This window comes from Chryseobacterium sp. AG363 (assembly GCF_003610675.1).
Classification (GTDB): Bacteria; Bacteroidota; Bacteroidia; order Flavobacteriales; family Weeksellaceae; genus Chryseobacterium; species Chryseobacterium cucumeris.
The window spans coordinates 1,926,905-1,946,424 of record NZ_RAQF01000002.1 but is presented as its reverse complement, the minus strand read 5'-3'; the positions used below and the strand labels follow the sequence as shown (position 1 = coordinate 1,946,424).

The window sequence follows — 19,520 nt, the reverse complement described above, 5'->3', positions numbered from 1 at the left end:
TTCAGTGGAAAATACAATTGAACAAGATAGGTATAAATCTATTTAACAAAAAAGTAATGAATGAATTTATAATCCTAAAGTCAAGTTGGGGAATAGCTATCTTTTATGAGATAAAAGAAATCATAAATCATAATCAAAATGATGAGAATGTATATGAAATAACTCCTTCTGTTTTTATAAAGTTAAAGAGTGATTTATTGGATATTATTTCGTTAGAATATTTAAAGAAAGGAATACAGAGTATAATACAATTTATCAAAGAATTTCCAGTCTGCTTTTCTATAGAAAAATTGGAATATAATATTTGTGATTATCAACCTGAGGGTATGTATTATATGTTCAGGAAATGGTTTTTTGAAAGTCATAATATGGAGATTCCTCCTATGAATATTTATTATGATAAGGAGACAAATAAATACGTTTTTCCTGATTTAATTGATATTGGAGAATTATCTTAATTCATACATGTTATATGGATTAATTATAACAGAAAATACCGAATTTACTTATTGGGATAATTTTGACTATCAAATAAATGATAGTATACTTGTTTCTAATAATGCTAAAAAGTATAGGTCTTCTGATGAGCTATTGAAAATATGTCGTCCTGTTTTTACTATACATTATAAGAAAGGAATCTTTATGCTCGATTATCTGTTTTGGATAGACAATATTAATATTTGTGATATAGATTATAAAGTAAAAAACAATACATTCCAGGATATAGATTTTGAAAGGTCTGTTAAAACCTATTTTGTAGATCATTTAAGATGTTTTACCTGTGGGAAGGTATATAAAGGTGCTTTATCTGTTGATCCAGCGATGGTATACCCTAATAATTTTGGATTAAGAGATAAGAAATTAAAAATGATTAATGAGGAAGATAAAACTATTCGTTGTCATCAATGTGGAAATAGTTTTACAAGCAAGGTTTTGCACGTATTTTAGAGATTTTCCTACAAATTGAGATAGTGAGAGTAAGCAGTGAAAGCTTAAGAAAATGATTTTCATGAAATGACAATATGAGGAATCCTCAATATAATAGAACTTTAAATAATATGATGAAAATTAAAGATGTATTACAATCAAAACCGGATAGCGAATTTTTATACGAAGAATTAATCGAGTTAAATGAAGGCTGGAGTTTTTACACCTTACTAAAATTGAATTCATCTATTCTCATAGGATGGTTAAAAAATGATGATCTTTTAATTATAAATGGTAATGGTATTTTTTTATATGATATAGAAAATAAAAATATTACTATGGAAGATTATGAGTCAGATTTTAAAAAATATCTTTCCGCAGATAATTTAAAGTATTCGTTAAAAGAAAGAAATGAGATTGTAGATGTTTTTGGATTAAGAGGTGGTGGAGGAAATTTATTAACTTCAGATAATGAATGGAAATTAGAAATAAATAATATCCATAATAATTTCAAGATACCTAGATTAATGAATTATAAAACAAGAAAATCATGTTTTTTTAAGCTTCATGGGATGAGTTACGAAGGATATATGTATTGTGGATTTTCAAAAACACAGAAATATTTTTTAATTATGGGAGATCAGGGAATAAATATTTATAAAAAGGATTTTTAAGAATAAAATTGATTTGATGTTTTGAAACGATAGTATTTGATTTTAGTTATTTACAAAATGAAAATTGTTTTTTATAAATTCTCGTTTCACTATTACCTAAAAATATAATATGAATTACTTATCATGGAATTATAGAGGAATTTCTTTCTTTAAAGAAGAGATTATTCATTGTAAGGGTGAGAATAATAGTGAATTACCATCAATAAAAGACTTTCAACAAAATGGAATCTATCCATCAGAAATTAGAAAGAAATTGTGTGATTATTTAGAGAATTGTCCGGAAATTGTTTCCACTTCTTATAGGCGGTTAAATGCTTATACTCTTGAGCCGATATTTTCTTTAACGTATTTTACAGATGGAGATTTTATTTTCACTAATTTGTTTCGGGAATATATCTATTATAATAATTTTGTTTTACCTCAAAAATGGTATGAATTGATTAAAACCCGAAATTATATCAATGACGATTTTGAATTAAACTATGAAAAAATTTCATCAGGAGAAATTGATGTATTTCGTAATTTTGAAAGAAGTTTTGAAGATAATAGTATTATTAATGATGCAATTTTATAAATAATAAAGATGTAGGCTGGGAATATAAGCCTTCAGAATATATAGCTCATGTCAGTAGACAAAAGATAACACCACTGCAGTTGCGGTGGTGTTATTTTTTATTTAAATATTTCTACATTTTTTATTGGATTTTGAACTGAACGCAATGAAAATAAATTTATAATAATGATGTTTTAGTGTCATGTCTCAGAACCTCAAAGAAGCTAATGTTTGGTACTCTAAAAACAAAATAAAATTCAGTTGGTGCCTTTTGATGAACCAAGATGAGCGTATCTTCAAACACGTTTATTGATGATTGGGTTCGATTGAGTCAGTTAAAATGGAATTCCTAAATCCGTTAATAAGATTTGAAGTACGTTTTATTGAAAAAATTCTGATATCTGATTGATGTCGGAATTCTTATAATCAACATAAATATGATAATGAAATTCATTAAGTTTTTTCAAAATCCTAAGAAATTCATTCTTCTCAACTTTATTAAGCTTTCCGGATAAAATTTTTGAAATTAAGTTGACATTAGAAACAGATGCGTGGAAAATTTCTTCGCCTTTTTTAGTCAAATTTAATCGCTTGCTGCGCTTATCATCTTTATCATTTTTCTCTTCCAAAAATCCTGCTTCCAAAAGTCTTTTGATGATTTGAGTTCCGGTTTGTTTCTCGTGACCGTTTTTTTCGATCAATTGAATTTTCGTTAAAAAAGGTTCGTCTTTTAAGCGGTACAGGTAGGTAAATTCTTCATTCGCTAATTCAGGGAAATCTCCCAACCCTTTTCTGATCAGTAATTTAGAATATCGTCCTAATAAGAGAACCTGTTTGCAAATTTCATTTTCGGTAAATGAAACCTGATGATTCTCATTTTTAAAAAGCTTGGTAGGGCTTTCATCAGCATATTTTTTATCATTCATCCACACGCGGAAATCATCAACGGTGGAGTTGGATTTGCAGGCGTCAGAATGTTCAAATTCTTTCACTTGATGGAGTAGGTCTATGAAAAAGTCGGTTTGCATAATAATTTTGGTAAAGATATTAGTTTTTGGGAATGATTACAATTTGATGTTACTCATTCCTCCGTCAATCCCAATGATCTGTCCCGTGATCCACGCTGAATGATCAGATAGTAGAAACGCAACCATTCTTGCGATTTCGTCGGCTCTTCCGACTCTTTGCAATGGATGTCTTCTTCCTGAAGCTTCCCGTTTTTCAGGTGTTGAAAGAAGTGGTGAAGCTAAATTAGTATCCGTTAAAGAGGGAGCAATGGCATTCACTCTGATTTTCTGAGTAGAAAATTCTGCGGCCATACTTTTCGTCAAACCTTCAACAGCACTTTTACTTGCAGAAATTGAGGAGTGAAAAGGCATTCCCAGCTTTGCCGCCACCGAACTGAACAACACAACAGAAGCAGTTTCCGACTTCTTCAAATTAGGCAACAGTTTCTGAATCGTTTTCACAGCCCCCAAAACATTGATTTCAAAATCATTACTGAAATCCTCAATCGAAAAACGGTTAAATGGTTTTAAATTAATACTTCCCGGTGCATAAACCAAACCATCAATAACTTCAGGGAATATAATTTCATCCAGATTTCCCGAAAGGATATCTATTGGATGAAATTCAATATTTAAATTTTCAATTTCAGGATTTTCGGTTCTTGAAAGACCAATAACGTAATGATTTTCTGATAATATTTTTGCAGCAGCAAATCCAATTCCCTGTCCGCAACCGATAATGACTATGTTTTTCATTTTATTCTGTTTTTATCGTTTCGAAATTTTATTATGACTTATTGTACGCTGTCTTTTACATTTAAACCTGTCAATTTCAGGATTTCTTTTCATCAGATGCTTCTGGCTTACTCCAGAATTCACTCTTTTTCTCCAAAGCCGAAAACTTGATGGTTTCAGTTCTCTTCTCATCAATTCAATCACTCCAGATTCTGAAATTCCAAACTGAAATGCTATCGCTTCAAACGGCGTTCTGTCTTCCCAGGCCATTTCAATGATGCGGTCTGTCTGTATTACATTAAATTCTTTCACCATTATTTTAAATTTTTAATCGTGTGCCTGGCGATTTTAAAGTGTTCAGATTTTTTCTCATCCGTCATTTTATCTATAGTTCGCAACATCATTCCCAATCTCGGATTTGTTTTGAAAAATTCTTTGTTATCATTCACAAAATTCCAAAAGAGGGCATCCCATTTTTCTGTCCAGTCGTCATCAGAGTAATCGCTCATCTTTTTGATGTAATTGCTTCCGCTGATGTAGGGTTTTGTACTCATTTTTCCTCCGTCAGAAAAGCTGCTCATCCCATAAACATTAGGAACCATTACCCAATCGTAAGAATCAATGAACATTTCCATAAACCATTGGTAAACGTCATCTGGATTAAGTTTCAACAGATTCATAAAGTTGGCGAAAATCATTAATCGTTCGATGTGATGTGCATAACCAGTTTCCAGAACCTTCAAAATTGTGCTGTCAATCGGTTTAATTTCAGTCCTTCCTGTATAAAAAGATTCAGGAAGCGGATTTTGATGTTTCCAATAGTTTTTATTTCGCTGATAAGTTCCCTCATAAAGGTAAATCCCTCTCACAAATTCTCTCCAGCCCAAAATCTGCCGCACAAATCCTTCAAGAGAATTGATGGGGATTTTATATTCGTTCGCATATTCAATGGCTTCTCTCAAAACGTTTTCTGCAGTTAAAAGTCCAATGTTTAACAATGGCGAAAGCACGCTGTGATGCAGAAAATGTTCACGCTCTACGATACTGTCTTCATAAACCCCAAAATCGGCAAACCGCAGTTCCAGAAACTGATTCAGCCAATTTTCAGCTTCCTCAAAAGTGACGGGATAGAGTTGATACGACGTTAAATTGCCATAATTTTCATTAAAATTTTTCCGGATATAAATTTTCGCTTCCTCAAAATATGTGTTGTTTTCCGGGAAGTGAATGGATGGAGCTTTTTTGTTCTTTGGATATTTTTTACGGTTTTCTGTATCGAAAGTCCATTTTCCACCGATGGGTTTTCCGGCTTTCATTAGAAGATTTCGGGAAATTCTCTGTTGTTTGTAAAAATCGGTTTGATGATACGATTTTTTATCTTCAAAATAGTCTTTCAAATCTTCCTTAGTATTGATAAACAACGGACTTTCAATAATCTCTAATTCCAATGTAGTTTCCTTAATTCTCTTTTCAAGCCAATTGTCACAAACATCCGTGATGAGAATTTTATCAAAATTTAGTTTTTCTAAATACATCATTAAATTTCGAACATCAGAAAGCGGGGAAGCACTTTCAATATATTCCACCTTGAATTTTTCTTTGGTCAAAAATTCCTCATAAAACTTCATACTCGCCCTATGAAAGGCAATTTTCTGTTTGTGAAATTTATATTGTTTAAAAAACAGAAACTCTTCCACCAGAAAAACAGGGTGATTTTTATCCAGATAATCCGTGTCTTTAAAAAGCTGATGCGGAAATATCAATTGCGCCGTTGAAGATGCTACTTTAGCCATAAATTTCTGAATTTTCGATCCGAATCATACTGTTCAGCCTGTTTTTCAGCATTGAAAGTTCTGCTTCTCGCGTCATTTCCAACGCCGGCGAGATACATCCAGTTTCCATAATTGCTGTGAACATCGTAATCGATGAGCATTTCCTCAAAATAAGCTGCACCCATTTTCCAATCCTGCTTCAGGATTTTGCAGAAATAGGAAGCTGCGTTTTGTCGTCCGCGGTTGCTCATCCAGCCCGTGTTTTTAATTTCCAGCATATTGGCGTTGATAAAATCAGAATCTGTCTCGCCATTGATCCATTGGTTAATTAAATTTTGATCATATTTCCATTCGTATTTTTGTTCTGAAATTCCATTTTGCTGAAATATTGTATCCCGAAACTGCATTGAAGTAAATTTGAAAAAGTCTCGCCAAAGCAATTCGAAAACAAGCCAATATGTCGATTCGTTACTTCCAAATTCTTTCTCATATTTCTTGATTTCGTGGAAAATAGACACTGCAGAAAGACTTCCGTTGGCAAGCCACGCAGAAAATTTGCTGCTGTAGTCTTTATCAATTAAACCATTTCTTGTTTCTTTATAACAACTTAGGTTTTTAGTTTTAAAAAAGTAATGATTCAATCGTTGCAATCCTTCAGTTTCACCACCCGAAAATGGAAAAGCAGAAAATTGATGCATTTCAAAATCGTCAAAACCTAAAGTCTTTAATGTAATATCGTCGCTGTTTATTTTTAAATTTAAAATGGATTTATTGTAAACCAGATGTTCATCATTAAATTCATTTCTGATTTTAAAATCTTCCTCTATTTTTTGTCTGAATGTAGTAAACAGTAAAGGAATTTTATCTAATCGTTCTTTTACGAAATCTGGTTCAAACAAAAGTTGAGAATAAGATTTTACCCATTGTACATCAGGAAAAATGGTTTTGATTTGATTTTCCAATTCAATTTCTTCCTTTGTCCACTCTCTCTGACAGAATATTTTTTCAACCTCAAAATCTTTAGATATCTCCTTAAAAACATCTTCGGTCTTACCCAATTTTTTAAGAAACGGAATCTTCTTTTCTTTTAAATTATTTTCCAAATCCGAAACAGTTTGCAACAAAAATTTAGTCCGAAATTTTCCAATTTTCTTAAAATTAAGTTGTGTCGAATGGAAAAAAGATTTGTCAAAAATATACACTGCAAGAAAAGGTAAATGTTCTTGCATCACGTTGTAAAGTGATTCATTGTCTCTGATTCTTAAATTGTTTCCGAACCAGAGGAGGTTGATTTTTTGTTTTTCCGGCATTTTTCACTGCAATATTTTACTTCGTTCCAGTTTTTCTTCCACTTTTTCCGCCAGTTGAAGGGCAGTCCGCAGACTTCACAAATCTTTGAAGGTAAGTTGGCAGGCATTTATTCGTTAAAATTTTTGTACTGATTGATTACGACATTTTTGGCTTTCAAATCGTGCATCATATTATACAAACCAAAAAATGTACGGTTCAGATAAATAAAATGTTTCGAACCTCTGTTGGTATTCATTCCTTTCATATCGCTTATTTTAGCGTATTTCTGACCCAGATCTGCAATTTCCTGAAAAAACGATTCATCAGAAAAATCAAAAATTTCTGCGTTAAAAGGTCTTGTGAACAATTCCAGTAATTCGTAGAATAATTTGGTGAAAAATTCCTGTTCTTTAGCAGAATCATTAGAACTCAAAATCTCCAGATCGTATAATTTTTCTTTGTAAAATTCAGGATTATTCAGATTCTCAAGTTGAGCCAACTCAAAATAGGGTTTATAAAAGTCATTCGGGATTTCTTTGATACATCCGAAATCAATCACGAGCAGTTTTTTATCTTCTGAAACCAGGAAATTGCCTGGATGTGGGTCTGCGTGAACTTGTTTTAGGACGTGCATTTGGTACATATAGAAATCCCAGAGTGTCTGTCCGATTTTGTTCAAATCTTCCTGAGAATTTTTCAATTTTGTGAATTCCGAGAAATGTTTTCCGTTCATCCAATCCATTGTGATGATTCTTTCGCAAGATAATTCAGGATAATATTTGGGAAAATCTAAATTCGCAAGATGACTGCATTTTCTAGAAATTTCCTGACTTCTTTTCAGTTCAAGATCATAATCTGTTTCCTCAAACAATTTATTTTCTACTTCCTGAAAATAAGATTCTGAACCTTCTTTCTGGATATTAAACATTTTCATCGCAATAGGTTTTACCATTTTCAAATCACTTGAAATGCTTTCTCTCACACCGGGATACTGAATTTTTACAGCAAAATTTTGACCATCTTTTTTCGCTTTATGAACCTGTCCGATACTTGCCGCGTTAACGGATTCATCCGTGAATTCATCAAATAGATCCTCCGGATTTTTTCCGAAATATTTTCTAAAAGTTTTCTTTACCAAAGCTCCCGAAAGCGGCGGAACAGAAAATTGCGACAAAGAAAATTTTTCAACATAAGCCTGCGGAAGAATGTTTTTCTCCATGCTTAACATTTGGGCAACTTTCAAGGCTGAGCCTTTCAGTTCTTTCAGAGAATCGTAAATGTCGGTTGCGTTGTTTTCATTCAAAGCTTTTTTCGCTTCGCCCTCATCTTTATTTTTTGTGATTTTATTTCCGTAATATTTAATGTAATTAACACCGACTTTTGCTCCTGCTTTCAGCAAGCTGCTCGTTCGTTCCAGCTTTCCTGTTGGTATTTTATTGAGTGTTTTCATCTGCTATTTTTTAAATTTTTCTTTAAATAAAAACTTTCCGAGGTCAACTATTTTTCTCAAAGGTTCGTTTTCCATCAGTTCAAATCCTGTGTCAATTGTTTTTTCGATGAAAATATCCGTTTTTTCGAATGATGGAGATGTATCTTTTTTCCAAAATTCGATGGCGGAAACCAAATGAATCCACAACGCTTCTTCACGAGCTTTTTCGTGGAAATTTTTCAAATCATCTTTCGCTTTTTGAATCATTTCCCAATCATTAAAATCAAGAGTTTTGACGAATTGTCGATGCGTTTCCTTAAGCTGATTTGAAATTTTTGCCAAGTGTAATTTGTCATTTCCCAAGATTATCAGAACCAAAGAACGGTTCATCGTCATATTTTCAAAAAAGATAAAATAGACATTCAACAGTTTTTCTTTTGAAGTAATTTCATCAGAATTGTTAATTTCCGAAGCTAACTCTACAGATTTATCAAAAAGATTGACCAACATTGATTTTTCTATCTGTTCAAAGCTTGAGAAGTAATCGTAAAAGTCTTTTTCTTCGAATTCATTGTCTTTTGCGAAACGGTAAATGTTTTTTGGTCTTTCGCCGTGATTCAAAAGGTAGTCACCGTACAATTCAAATATTTTATCTTCCGTAATTATATTTTTTGTTTCCATTATTGATTTTATTTATCAACAAATTTAGTAATTAATTTTACTACTTAAATAAATTAAGTATAAATTTGTACTATAACAATAATTCAAAATATAACTAATGCTTACAATACAGGCTCAATCTAATGTACCGACCGATTTTGGAATGTTTACCGTCTATGCATTTTCTGAAAATGAAAATGACTGGTGTCCACATTTGGTGTGGGTGGCTGAAAAAACAGATTTTAATGAAGTTGTTAATGTTCGTTTCCATTCGGAGTGCATTACCGGAGAAGTTTTCCATTCGAGGAAATGTGAATGCGGACAACAACTGGATGCGGCAATGAAATTTATGTCGGAAAACGGAGGAATGATTATTTATCTCAGACAGGAAGGCAGAAATATTGGAATCATCAATAAATTAAAGGCTTATGCTCTTCAGGAACAAGGTTTTGATACGGTAGAAGCAAATTTGAGATTAGGTTTGCCGGCAGATGGTAGAAGTTTTGATGTTGCAATCGAGATGCTGAAAATGCTGGAAATTTCTAAAGTTAATTTATTGACCAATAATCCTGAAAAATTGAAAGCTTTCAACAACAGCGGGATTTTGCTCAATAAAAGAATTCCTTTGGAAATTGAATCTAATTCAGTCAATGCGTCGTATCTTACAACAAAGAAGGATTATTTTGGGCATCTCTTCGAAAAACTTTAAGTTATATTGAAAATTCAAAGAAAAATTCTTTAACTGATTCAAAATTAATTCTCATGAAAAAGATTTTATTAACGGGAGCAACAGGTTACATTGGTAAAAGGATGATGAGTGTGATTACAGAGCAAGGCTACAAAGTGGTGTGCTGCTGCCGAGATGTCTGCCGATTTTCCAGACCTGCCGGGATCAATGATGATTTGATCGAAGTTATCGAAGTTGATTTCCTGAGAGAGGAAACTTTGAAGAATATTCCGGAGGATATTTCAGGGGCATATTATCTGATGCATTCTATGAGTGCGAATGGTGATTACGAAGAATCGGAGAAAATCTGTGCTCAGAATTTTGTTTCAGCAATTGAAAAAACGGCGTGCAAACATATTATCTATCTGTCAGGATTAGTCAATCAGAAAGAATTATCAAAGCATTTGAATTCAAGATTTAATGTAGAAAAGATTTTAATTGAGTCTAAAATTCCAACAACGGTTTTACGAGCTGGGATCATCATCGGTTCTGGAAGTGCATCATTTGAGATCATTAGAGATTTGGTTGAAAAATTACCGGTCATGATTACGCCAAAATGGCTCAATACGAAATGTCAGCCCATAGGAATTGCAAATGTTTTGGATTTTCTAATTTTTACTTTATTCAAAAAAGAAACTTACCGTAAAAGTTTTGACATCGGTTGTGAAGATGTCTTGACTTACAAAGAAATATTGCTGGGTTTTGCGAAAATCAGAGGTTTGAAAAGAACTATTATCACATTGCCGGTAATGACTCCGAAACTGTCTTCGTATTGGTTATATTTCATCACTTCAACCACTTACAGTCTGGCAAGTTCGCTCGTCGGAAGTATGAAAATTGAGGTGGTTTGTAACAATGAAAGTTTATCAGAGATTAAAAAAATAACTGGAGTTCAACCATTTTCTTACGAGCAGGCTTTGGAGAGAACGATGGCAAAGATTCAGGCCAACGAAATACTTTCCAGTTGGAAAGACAGCTTTATAAGCAGCAGAAATGATTCTTCCCTGAAGGAATTTATTGAAGTTCCGCATTTTGGCTGTTTTAAAGACGTTCGAAGTGAAAAATATGACGACCGTGAAAAATGTCTCGACCGTGTTTTTGGTTTGGGCGGCAAAAATGGATGGTATGGACAAAACCTTTGGAAAATCCGGGGTTATATGGATGTATTGGTTGGCGGTCCGGGGCTCAGAAGAGGAAGAACGCACCCGGTAGAGCTTCACGAAGGAGATGCTCTGGATTTTTGGCGCGTACTTTATGCTGATAGGGAAGAAGGGAAATTGATTCTTATTGCTGAAATGAAACTGCCTGGAGAGGCGTGGCTGATGTTCAAATTATATAAAGGAAAGCTCTGGCAGAAAGCAGTTTTCCGACCAAAAGGATTGTGGGGAAGATTATATTGGTATTCTGTATTGCCTTTTCACGGATTTATTTTTAAAGGAATGGTGATAAAATTGGCTGCTGGCCATTAATGAGTTTAATTCATGAAAAATCTTTTGAACACAGGAAACGTAGCTTTTAGCAAAGTCCTATATGATAGTGTTATTGAAGGTAAATTAACATCCCAAATTAAATAAAGACTTTTAAGAATATCATCTGATTGGTGCAGAAAAGTGTATAGCTCCTATTCTTTAGTTATGATATACTTAAATGAAACGGATTTTATTTTTCTGACCTCATATTACTGCCATTTCTTATTTTCTTAAAATAGATTCACTAAAACAATAAAAATCCTAATCTGGCTTATTTTGGAATAAAAAAATGGCCCAATTTGGATTAAATTGAGCCATTTGGATGTTTGGACCAAGACGAGCGTATCTTCAAACACTTTTATTGATGATTTAGTTCGATTAAGCAAAATTAAAAATGAATTATGTCTCCCCAATTTATCATACAAATTCTATTAGACTTTTGTTTAATGCAATTAAGTTTTCAACACATGTAGAAATTACTGTTGGAATAATAACTGTCTATTTGGCTGTTCGTTCTTGTACCCATAAACGAAGAGATCTCGAAACATTTGGTGGGAAATTTAGAAAGGGCCTATAGAAATCCTTATCGTTTAATAAGTCTTCTTTGTCTATCATAACTATGTAATGGTTAAAAAATAATAAAAAGTTATTTCCGTAAAATTTTTTGAGCTCTAAGGGGCTCAAAATTTTCCAGAGTAACTTTTTAACTTACACAGTTAATGAGACACTACCAAAAAAATAATAGTAATGATAGTATATTGGATTAATTCCATTTATTTCCTTATCTGAATAGGGTTTGATTAGTAATTGTCAAATAACATCATAATCATTCACTCCCAAAACAAAGTAATGTTCAATTATTTTTTGAGCTTTCTTGCACATCGATAAAAGATCATTTACTGATGTGTTGTCGAAACTAAAGTCATCATGCGTTTTCACAATATATTCAGTTACTATTTCAATATTCATTAAATCAATTTCTGTTACATCGGTTTTCAGCCTATTTTCTTCTTTGAAGAAAGGAATTTTACGGAAAATAGAATCGTTAAACCGAAAGAGATGTATTGTTTTCATTATAAACTATTTAATAGGATGGAAAATTTAGGTTGATGCTTTGTCAAGAAAGCTTATCTTTTATTTTTCTGTAGATCCTTTTTTTAGTTAAGGTACGTTCTGATGGTAATGGGTACAAGCCGCCTGAAAGGATATACAATAAGCTGTCCCAAAAATTATTTTTCCTACATAATTCATGACTGTAGTTAGTTAATATTTTTATGTATTCGTGTTCATATTCCTTTGCTTCCTGTAATGTGTAATTTTCTGGAATATCTTTAATAATATCCATAACATTTTGGTTAAAGGTTTTAGGTGAATATTTTTCTATAAAGTCTAATTCAAGCCTGCACATCCCGATAAGTGGAGTAAGTAAAGAAAAAATTTCATCATAAAAATTATAAATATTTACCTTCCAAGATAATCTTTCTTCTTCCGGTAAAATCTGAATAGTCAACAGAATAAGTTTTTTATGGATTACTTCCATTTCATCTGTGTAGAGTTTGTTTTGCTGCCAGAATATGAGTGAATTGATTTTATTTTTTTTAATAATATTTCCCAGTATATATTCAAACTGGATTCTAATATTCTTTATGTTCTCACTCAGGTCTTCTAAAACAGACTGCCACAGGTTATGCTGGCTTAAGCTGCAATATGTGCTAAATATCAATCTTGATTTGTTAATAAGCTGCTGTAATTCTTTTAACATTCTAAGAATTTCTTTAGCGTCTCTTTCTAAGGTGATGTTGGTATTTCGCAGATAGAACAGAGAGGTAAACTGTGAATAATAGGCTCTTCTTGAAATATTTTTTTTATTTCTGAGACCCGATTTGCTCTTTGGATGCTTGATTAACTTTTTCATTAGAATTTTATTGTAGATCATTTTTCTTCATAGTTCCTTTTTCAAAGGATTTTTGTTGTATGATAAGGGAAACAAGATATTGTCTTAAATCTTTTATCGTAATATTTTTTTCTTTCTCAGAAAAAAATAATGGAGTTTCATCTAGAAGTTCATACAGTTCAGGAAATTCTTTTTGGATTTCAACTGTTTTTTTAAATATCTTTTTCGTTAAAATAGATATAGTGTTTAGATTATTCATAGCCGCTTTTTATTATTGTTAATATCATCTTAAAGCGTTTATTTCCTTTTATTGAATGACGTTTATGGGCAGGGATGATAATGCATTCACCTTCTTCCATAAAGTAAGAAGCTCCGTCTATAATGATTTCAGCTTTACCTTCAATGATCTGTGCAACAGTATCGAAAGGAGATATCTTTTCAGATAACCCTTCTTTATCATCAAAAGATAAAACACTGATATTACCGGTCAGTTTTTCAAGTATATTTTTACTGACTACAGAATTTGGAATGTAATCTACAATCTGGCTTGTAATATATACTTTCGATTTTTCAAGTTCTCTATGATTCATCACTGTGGGTTTAAACATAAAAAGAGCAGATGGTATTGTAAATAAAAGGGACAGAACTGTCTAATATTCCATCCCTTTTTCCAGTGAAAGCGTTTGATAAATATATCTTTTCATTGGCTTTAACTGTCCTTGAAAACAATTTATGAAAGATTGATTTCTTTGATAATATTGAGAACTTCTTCACGGTTTTTTCTTAATCTGTTTCCGATTCTTTCCAGCATTTCCTTTTCTTTACCTTCTTCAAGCTTCAGGTCGTGGTCCGTTAATGTTGAAAATTTTTCTTTCAATTGTTTTGATTGCACATCCCAGTCTCCTGGAATTTTGAAAGATTGGTTGCCTTTGTTGTGGTTTGTGTCCATAAGGTAGGTTTTAGTGTAACTTCATTGCTACAATACAAAGTTGGGTATTTATTAATCTATTGTATTATAGATTGTTTCTTTTATGTTGCACATATCACACTTTTACAAAATTCCAGCTTATTTTGAACATCTGAAATGTGGTTGATCATAAAAGCAGTGTTTGATGACTCCTTATAAAGTAATGGAGGTGGTTAAGTCTAGGAAATGATTACAAACTTAAAATACTGCTCGATAATTCCAAATAAGTGATTGATTATTTGTATCTTGCTGAATAATTGCATTGAGCTGACAATCTGGACTCAAAGAACCAGTGTATTCACTTCTTTTTCTTTCATTATTTAATACTTCCGGCATACCTCTCTGTTCCACTTCAAATCATTTATAAAACTGTTTTTGAAAAGGAGAATATAAATCTGCTGATTCTCTCCAAAAGAGAATTCAATGGTAAAAAAATTATTAATGTTTTTATGTATATAAAAAAATATTTAAGGATGTGGACATTTTTGATTCCTATCCTGGCATGGTTCTCTTATGTTGGAAATTCTGTTTTTTCTTCAGGGTATTACTCTGTGATTCTTACTTTATTTTTAATAGGAAGTGTTTTAGCTGCGGTGTACCATTCCGAAGTTATTGCGCATCGTTTGGGGGAACCATTTGGAACTTTGCTTTTGGCATTTGCCATTACGGTCATAGAAGTAGGGCTTATTATTTCCATTATGATGGGAGCAAAAGGGTTGGAAACCATTACTCTTGCCAGAGATACGGTTTTTGCTGCAGTGATGATAATCCTTACGGGAATCATTGGAAGCTGTATTGTGATAGGATCCTTACGATATAGAGAACAGAGCTTTACCTTACAGGGGGTAAGTACGGCACTGATTACACTGACCTCTGTTATTATTTTTGTGCTTATTCTGCCCAATTATACGGTAAGTCACCTCGGAGGCGAATACACGTCCCTCCAACTTCTTTTTATCGCCTTGATTTCTTTAGGGCTTTATCTTGGATTTACCATGATCCAAACTTTTAGACATCGAAGCTTTTTCATTTCTCCACAAAACAAATTATTCGAGAATCTGCCTGTAGAAAGCAATAATAAAATAATTTCCACAAAACAATTGTATATCAATTGTATATTGTTAATTTTATCCCTGGGAATAGTCGTTTTGCTGGCAAAACTTCTTTCAAAGGATGTTGAACATATAGTTGTTTCTGTGGGTGCCCCCAAATCTCTTGTAGGTATCATTATTGCTGGTATTGTTCTGCTTCCGGAAGGTCTGGCTGCATTCAGAGCTGCAAAAAGTGATCAGATCCAAACCTCATTAAATCTGGCTTTTGGTTCAGCTTTAGCGAGTATCGGACTAAGTATTCCTGCGATTGCCATTATATCTGTAATAACCGGTATAAGAATGACATTAGGAATTGATATCAAATCAACAATACTTTTAGGGCTGTCTCTTTTTATTATTACTGTTTCACTGGCAACAGGCAGAACTAATATCATGCAGGGAATTGTACTGATTGCTATTTTTTTAATTTATCTTTTTATTACAATTGTACCATAACTATTTAAGTTATACATTATAGCTTGATATATATTGAAACGGCTAGCTGTAGTTTATATGATATGATGGTTGATATAGAATATATTTCATCATGAATCCAAAAAAACGTTTGAAGGCTAATGATTATAAAGGTATTGCCCAAATATTGAAATATCAAATAAAAACTAATAAGATAACATAGAAACTGGTTCACAACTTGGGTTAAGCCAATACTTTAAAAGTTTGAAAAAGTACTCTGAACAGAAAAATGATTTTGCAAATAAAAATTATTTATTGATATGACTAGTAAAAAATATTACTTCCACGATAAAAGTCAGAATATTATATCAGAAGATCAATTAATTGGAGAAAATATAGATGATATAGAATGTTTTCTGACCGATTATCAGTTACAAAAGCTACATACAATAGAGCGTGTCTATATCTTGAAAAAAACATTTTTAGGAATTTTTAAGACAAGATTGTATTTATATCTTAGTGAAGATACAATATATAATTACGCTATTCAGAAAAAATAACATTACTATACTTTATTATTCCTCCGATCATAGCATAATGTTAGAATTCAAATTTCTTTGGAATATCGATGCTTTGTCTTATTTCGTTTTAATGTTTTCTGAAAGCTATAGTATTTGTTACTCTTACTAAAACGATAACATCTTTAAAGGAGTGGTCAACGGTAGCATGATGATGAAAATTAGAATTTTCACTTTCGGCTTCGCATAGCAATTACAATTTCCCATACAAAAGTCATTACATTTTGCAAAATCGAAAACTGTGTAAATAAAAAATCCCCGCTATTATGAGTAGATTTCTGTAGAGGTATAATCACACTCATATCCTGGAAACACTATATAGTAAATTTTACAGTCCGATTTAATATCCTACAGATATTAACCTTTCTAATGCTTAGGAGGAGAGTATATAACAAAACCCTCCTTTTTAGGGGAGAGTCAATTGTACTAATGAGAATGTACAACTATTATGAGTAGTAAATGTATATCTAAATAAATTACATTAATATGCTGCAAGTCATGTGATTCTATTTATTATTGTCGTATATGGAGTAGAAATAATACATTTATTTTTAACGCTCTTAGGGTATTTTTTAAGCATAACTTTTTAATGCGTCAATTCTGTGGTAATATTTAATTTTCTTTGCAAGAAAGTTATAAATTTATTTTGACTGTAAATTCCAGTTTTCAGGAATTTGAAAGGTTTGTCACCTTTATGATGATTTGTGTTCATGACGTGGAATTTAATATAACTTAATTGCTGCAGTACAAGGTGGTGTTTTTATAACCTATGTATTACAGCTTGTTTTTTATATTGCAGTTATCACACATTGTTAGTATCCGGAGTCTTTTTCTTACTGAGAGATTGATGTTTTATAAAAGGGAAAAAATCTGTGATTATGCCCATAATTGTATAAATTTGGAGCTGGAAAAAGAAGAAATCTTAAAGATAATAAACCTAAGGTCTTATTACAGAGTTGCAGATAAATGACTGATATCAGAGTTTTGATCATAGGGTTGGCTGCTGGTTGAAAAAGTAAACTACTTATTTTGGAAAACAGAGCCTTGCCATGAGATAGCTGACGGTTGATTCCGCTCCCTGATTAAGATTAACATTTTTTTCTTCAAGGCCGTCATAACAGCCACCCGTTGCAGGGTTATAAATGATCTGATGTAAATGATTTTTTCCTAAAAACCAATTAAAAGCACTCCTCATCATCTGTAAGTATTTTTCATCCTTAAAAACTTGATAGAATGTAGATAATGTCAGTATGGTGTAAGCAACATCTATGGGCTGTTCCCCGCCAATTGATTCAGGACTTTTAACCGTTTCTTTCTGCAACCATCCTTTATTGGAAATTACTTTGATTTCCCCCTTAATAAATATTTTAGAAAGCAGAAACCTGAATGATTCATTGGCAATTTGCTTGTACATTTCGTCTTTGGTAGTAATCCATGCGCATAATAAAGCCTCTGGAAGTAAGCTGTTTCCATAGGTCAGATAGCTTTCAAACCAATGCCAGTCTTTGTGTTTTTCATGCTGGTACATTTTCACCAGACGATTGGCCAGCTTTTTCAATAATAGAATATTGATTTCTGAATTTTGATAATGTAATCCTTTGATGATAAAGCCCATTGCTCGGGTAGAATGGATATTCTCAATAGATGAAATACTTTTTTCAATGATTGATTCTGCTTCATCAGAAAACTGCTGCGGTAAGATTGCTTTTATTGAAAGAAGATATCCCAGTGCCCAGATAGCTCTTCCATTGGAATCTTCAAGATTGGTTTCATAATTCTGTTGCACAAATTCCTTGTACTGATTTATATAATTGAGAAAACTTCCATCCGGTTGTTGACAAAACTTAATAAGTTTCAGATAAGTTGAGATTAAATCAAGATCAGATTCATCTCTGCTCAGCTCATAATGTCTGCAGGCTACAATCATAGCCCGGGCATTATCGTCCAAAGTATACCCGGAATTGATATCAGGTTTGTTGATTTTAGAAAACTGGATCATCCCAAAATCCGTTGTCATATTTTTGACATGGCTTAGATTAATGATGGGGAATGTATAATGTAATGTCATTTTATCTTTGCTGTATTGTTGAAATAATAGGGCGTGCGAAATAGAAGAATTTTCCCAGGCTGTGGGAGCCATTTTTTCCAAACTATTTGATCGTAATTTTTCCTGTACAGTTTCATTTTTTAATAATGTATTTACGGCAACAGAAAGCTGCTTCGGAGCTTCAAAATCAATAATGATTCCCAGGTCTTCATTCAGTACTTCCAAAGCATGGGGAATAGGAGTGGAAACCACAGGGCAGCCACAACTGATGGCGTAGGAAAAAGTACCACTTACTGCCTGATTTCTGTCTTTTGAAGTGAAAAGATAAATATTGGTAAGCTGAAGATAATCCAACAACTCATCTAAAGGCAGGTACTGGTTGATAAAGTAAGTATGTTTTTCCAGATGGAGCCTTTTAATAGTATCCTGCAAAAAATCACGATATTTCTCACCTTCATATTTGATGATGCCGGGATGCGTTTTTCCAATAATCAGAAACATTACATCGGGGTTTTTTGTAATAATTTCAGGCAAGGCTTCTAAAGTGGTTTCAATATTTTTCCCCGAACCCAGTAAACCAAAGGTTGAAAGAACTTTTTTATCTTTAAATCCGTATTTCGCTTTCAGTGAAATTTTATCGATAAATGGCAGTAAATGGGTGCCGTGGGGTATCACTTTAATTTTATCAGGAGGTATATCATAATCATTGTTTAGTATATCCGCAGAAATACTGGTCATTACAATAATAGATTTTACAAAACTGCTGATTTCTTTTACCTTTTCTTTTAATTCCCGATCCGGTTTTGGTAGAACGGTGTGAAAAGTAATGATGATATCTTTTTCTGTATTTTGAAGAAAAAGCAGTAATCCGTTGGGGGTTTCGTTGAAAAATCCAAATTCATGCTGGAGCATAACCAGTTGAATATTGTTATTCTTATTGATTTTATCAGCCAGCTCCAGATAAGATACGGCATCGGATGTATTTAAGCGATATTCTGGATCATCTTCATATTGATAATGCTCATCCTCAGTTTCCATTGGGCAGATACTGATGCTAAATGATTCTCTGAATTTTAATTTAAGGGATTGTACCAAGTCCTGACAGTATGTTGCAATACCGCATACCTTGGGAGGAAAAGTGCTTATAAAGATAATTTCAGGTATATGATAAATTATGTTTTTATTACTTTGTAAAGGTTGTCTTTTTGTCTTTTCCTCCACGTCTGATTTTATATTTTTATTCATATTGATATTTATTTTAAACCTGACATTCTGTATAGAATAGT

21 protein-coding genes are annotated in these 19,520 nt (G+C 32.5%); 7 read left to right on the top strand and 14 right to left on the bottom strand.

The features are described from left to right. Positions 1-56 precede the first annotated feature (56 nt). The 4 genes from DEU39_RS08955 (at position 57) to DEU39_RS08940 (ending at position 2,175) form a co-directional block, all read left to right on the top strand. A complete protein-coding gene (locus DEU39_RS08955; protein WP_147367574.1) occupies positions 57-458 on the top strand; it encodes a hypothetical protein in 402 nt (133 codons plus the stop codon). 7 nt (positions 459-465) lie between these two features. Then, positions 466-948 carry a hypothetical protein gene (locus DEU39_RS08950; protein WP_147367573.1) on the top strand — a complete coding sequence of 161 codons (483 nt, stop codon included), beginning with the start codon at positions 466-468 and terminating at the stop codon, positions 946-948. Between the two features lie 110 nt (positions 949-1,058). Beyond that, positions 1,059-1,601: a hypothetical protein gene (locus tag DEU39_RS08945; RefSeq protein WP_147367572.1), complete on the top strand. Its 543-nt coding sequence runs from the start codon at positions 1,059-1,061 to the stop codon at positions 1,599-1,601. Positions 1,602-1,710: 109 nt separating this feature from the next. Continuing rightward, on the top strand, positions 1,711-2,175 hold the full coding sequence (locus tag DEU39_RS08940) for a hypothetical protein (RefSeq protein ID WP_120231676.1): 465 nt from the start codon (positions 1,711-1,713) through the stop codon (positions 2,173-2,175). Between the two features lie 359 nt (positions 2,176-2,534). Here DEU39_RS08940 and DEU39_RS08935 read toward each other — a convergent pair whose 3' ends face one another. Genes DEU39_RS08935 through DEU39_RS08900 form a run of 8 tightly spaced genes read right to left on the bottom strand, consistent with a single transcriptional unit; the run spans position 2,535 to position 9,068 of the window. After that, positions 2,535-3,182, bottom strand: a complete 648-nt coding sequence (locus tag DEU39_RS08935) for a MarR family winged helix-turn-helix transcriptional regulator (RefSeq protein WP_120231675.1) — start codon at positions 3,180-3,182, stop codon at positions 2,535-2,537. A gap of 36 nt (positions 3,183-3,218) precedes the next feature. Further along, complete coding sequence (locus DEU39_RS08930; RefSeq protein ID WP_120231674.1) at positions 3,219-3,917, bottom strand: SDR family NAD(P)-dependent oxidoreductase; 699 nt, start codon at positions 3,915-3,917, stop codon at positions 3,219-3,221. A 12-nt stretch (positions 3,918-3,929) separates the two neighbouring features. After that, positions 3,930-4,211, bottom strand: a complete 282-nt coding sequence (locus DEU39_RS08925; protein WP_120231673.1) for a TIGR03643 family protein — start codon at positions 4,209-4,211, stop codon at positions 3,930-3,932. Next, positions 4,211-5,689, bottom strand: a complete 1,479-nt coding sequence (locus tag DEU39_RS08920; RefSeq protein ID WP_120231672.1) for a cryptochrome/photolyase family protein — start codon at positions 5,687-5,689, stop codon at positions 4,211-4,213. Before DEU39_RS08920 ends, DEU39_RS08925 begins: the two co-directional genes overlap by 1 nt. Then, positions 5,677-6,978 (bottom strand): DASH family cryptochrome, encoded by a 1,302-nt coding sequence (locus DEU39_RS08915; RefSeq protein WP_120232226.1) that lies wholly within the window; start codon positions 6,976-6,978, stop codon positions 5,677-5,679. Before DEU39_RS08915 ends, DEU39_RS08920 begins: the two co-directional genes overlap by 13 nt. After that, positions 6,930-7,085: a DUF2256 domain-containing protein gene (locus DEU39_RS08910; protein ID WP_082798729.1), complete on the bottom strand. Its 156-nt coding sequence runs from the start codon at positions 7,083-7,085 to the stop codon at positions 6,930-6,932. The genes DEU39_RS08915 and DEU39_RS08910 overlap by 49 nt, the downstream gene beginning before the upstream one ends. Then, positions 7,086-8,408, bottom strand: coding sequence for an ABC1 kinase family protein (locus DEU39_RS08905; RefSeq protein WP_120231671.1), 1,323 nt, complete (start codon positions 8,406-8,408; stop codon positions 7,086-7,088). A gap of 3 nt (positions 8,409-8,411) precedes the next feature. Further along, positions 8,412-9,068, bottom strand: a complete 657-nt coding sequence (locus DEU39_RS08900; protein WP_120231670.1) for a TetR/AcrR family transcriptional regulator — start codon at positions 9,066-9,068, stop codon at positions 8,412-8,414. A gap of 97 nt (positions 9,069-9,165) precedes the next feature. Between DEU39_RS08900 and ribA the strand changes: the two genes are divergently transcribed. Together ribA and DEU39_RS08890 are read left to right on the top strand one after the other, a co-directional pair. After that, positions 9,166-9,756 carry a GTP cyclohydrolase II gene (gene ribA / locus DEU39_RS08895; protein ID WP_062671730.1) on the top strand — a complete coding sequence of 197 codons (591 nt, stop codon included), beginning with the start codon at positions 9,166-9,168 and terminating at the stop codon, positions 9,754-9,756. A 53-nt stretch (positions 9,757-9,809) separates the two neighbouring features. Beyond that, a complete protein-coding gene (locus tag DEU39_RS08890; RefSeq protein WP_120231669.1) occupies positions 9,810-11,243 on the top strand; it encodes an SDR family oxidoreductase in 1,434 nt (477 codons plus the stop codon). Positions 11,244-12,053: 810 nt separating this feature from the next. Here DEU39_RS08890 and DEU39_RS08885 read toward each other — a convergent pair. From DEU39_RS08885 to DEU39_RS08865, 5 genes are all read right to left on the bottom strand, one after another. After that, positions 12,054-12,317, bottom strand: a complete 264-nt coding sequence (locus DEU39_RS08885; protein WP_110010511.1) for a heme oxygenase — start codon at positions 12,315-12,317, stop codon at positions 12,054-12,056. Positions 12,318-12,360: 43 nt separating this feature from the next. Then, a complete protein-coding gene (locus DEU39_RS08880; RefSeq protein ID WP_147367571.1) occupies positions 12,361-13,158 on the bottom strand; it encodes a hypothetical protein in 798 nt (265 codons plus the stop codon). A 7-nt stretch (positions 13,159-13,165) separates the two neighbouring features. After that, positions 13,166-13,396, bottom strand: a complete 231-nt coding sequence (locus DEU39_RS08875) for a hypothetical protein (RefSeq protein WP_076550606.1) — start codon at positions 13,394-13,396, stop codon at positions 13,166-13,168. Further along, positions 13,389-13,727, bottom strand: coding sequence for a cupin domain-containing protein (locus DEU39_RS08870; RefSeq protein ID WP_076550874.1), 339 nt, complete (start codon positions 13,725-13,727; stop codon positions 13,389-13,391). The genes DEU39_RS08875 and DEU39_RS08870 overlap by 8 nt, the downstream gene beginning before the upstream one ends. Positions 13,728-13,867: 140 nt before the next feature. Next, the gene (locus tag DEU39_RS08865; RefSeq protein WP_047430084.1) at positions 13,868-14,086 is read right to left on the bottom strand and encodes a hypothetical protein; all 219 of its coding nucleotides are present in this window, start codon (positions 14,084-14,086) and stop codon (positions 13,868-13,870) included. A gap of 467 nt (positions 14,087-14,553) precedes the next feature. Between DEU39_RS08865 and DEU39_RS08860 the strand changes: the two genes are divergently transcribed. Further along, the gene (locus tag DEU39_RS08860) at positions 14,554-15,651 is read left to right on the top strand and encodes a calcium:proton antiporter (protein WP_120231667.1); all 1,098 of its coding nucleotides are present in this window, start codon (positions 14,554-14,556) and stop codon (positions 15,649-15,651) included. Between the two features lie 1,560 nt (positions 15,652-17,211). Here DEU39_RS08860 and DEU39_RS08850 read toward each other — a convergent pair. Next, the gene (locus DEU39_RS08850) at positions 17,212-19,479 is read right to left on the bottom strand and encodes a glycosyltransferase (RefSeq protein WP_120231665.1); all 2,268 of its coding nucleotides are present in this window, start codon (positions 19,477-19,479) and stop codon (positions 17,212-17,214) included. Positions 19,480-19,520: the final 41 nt, after the last annotated feature.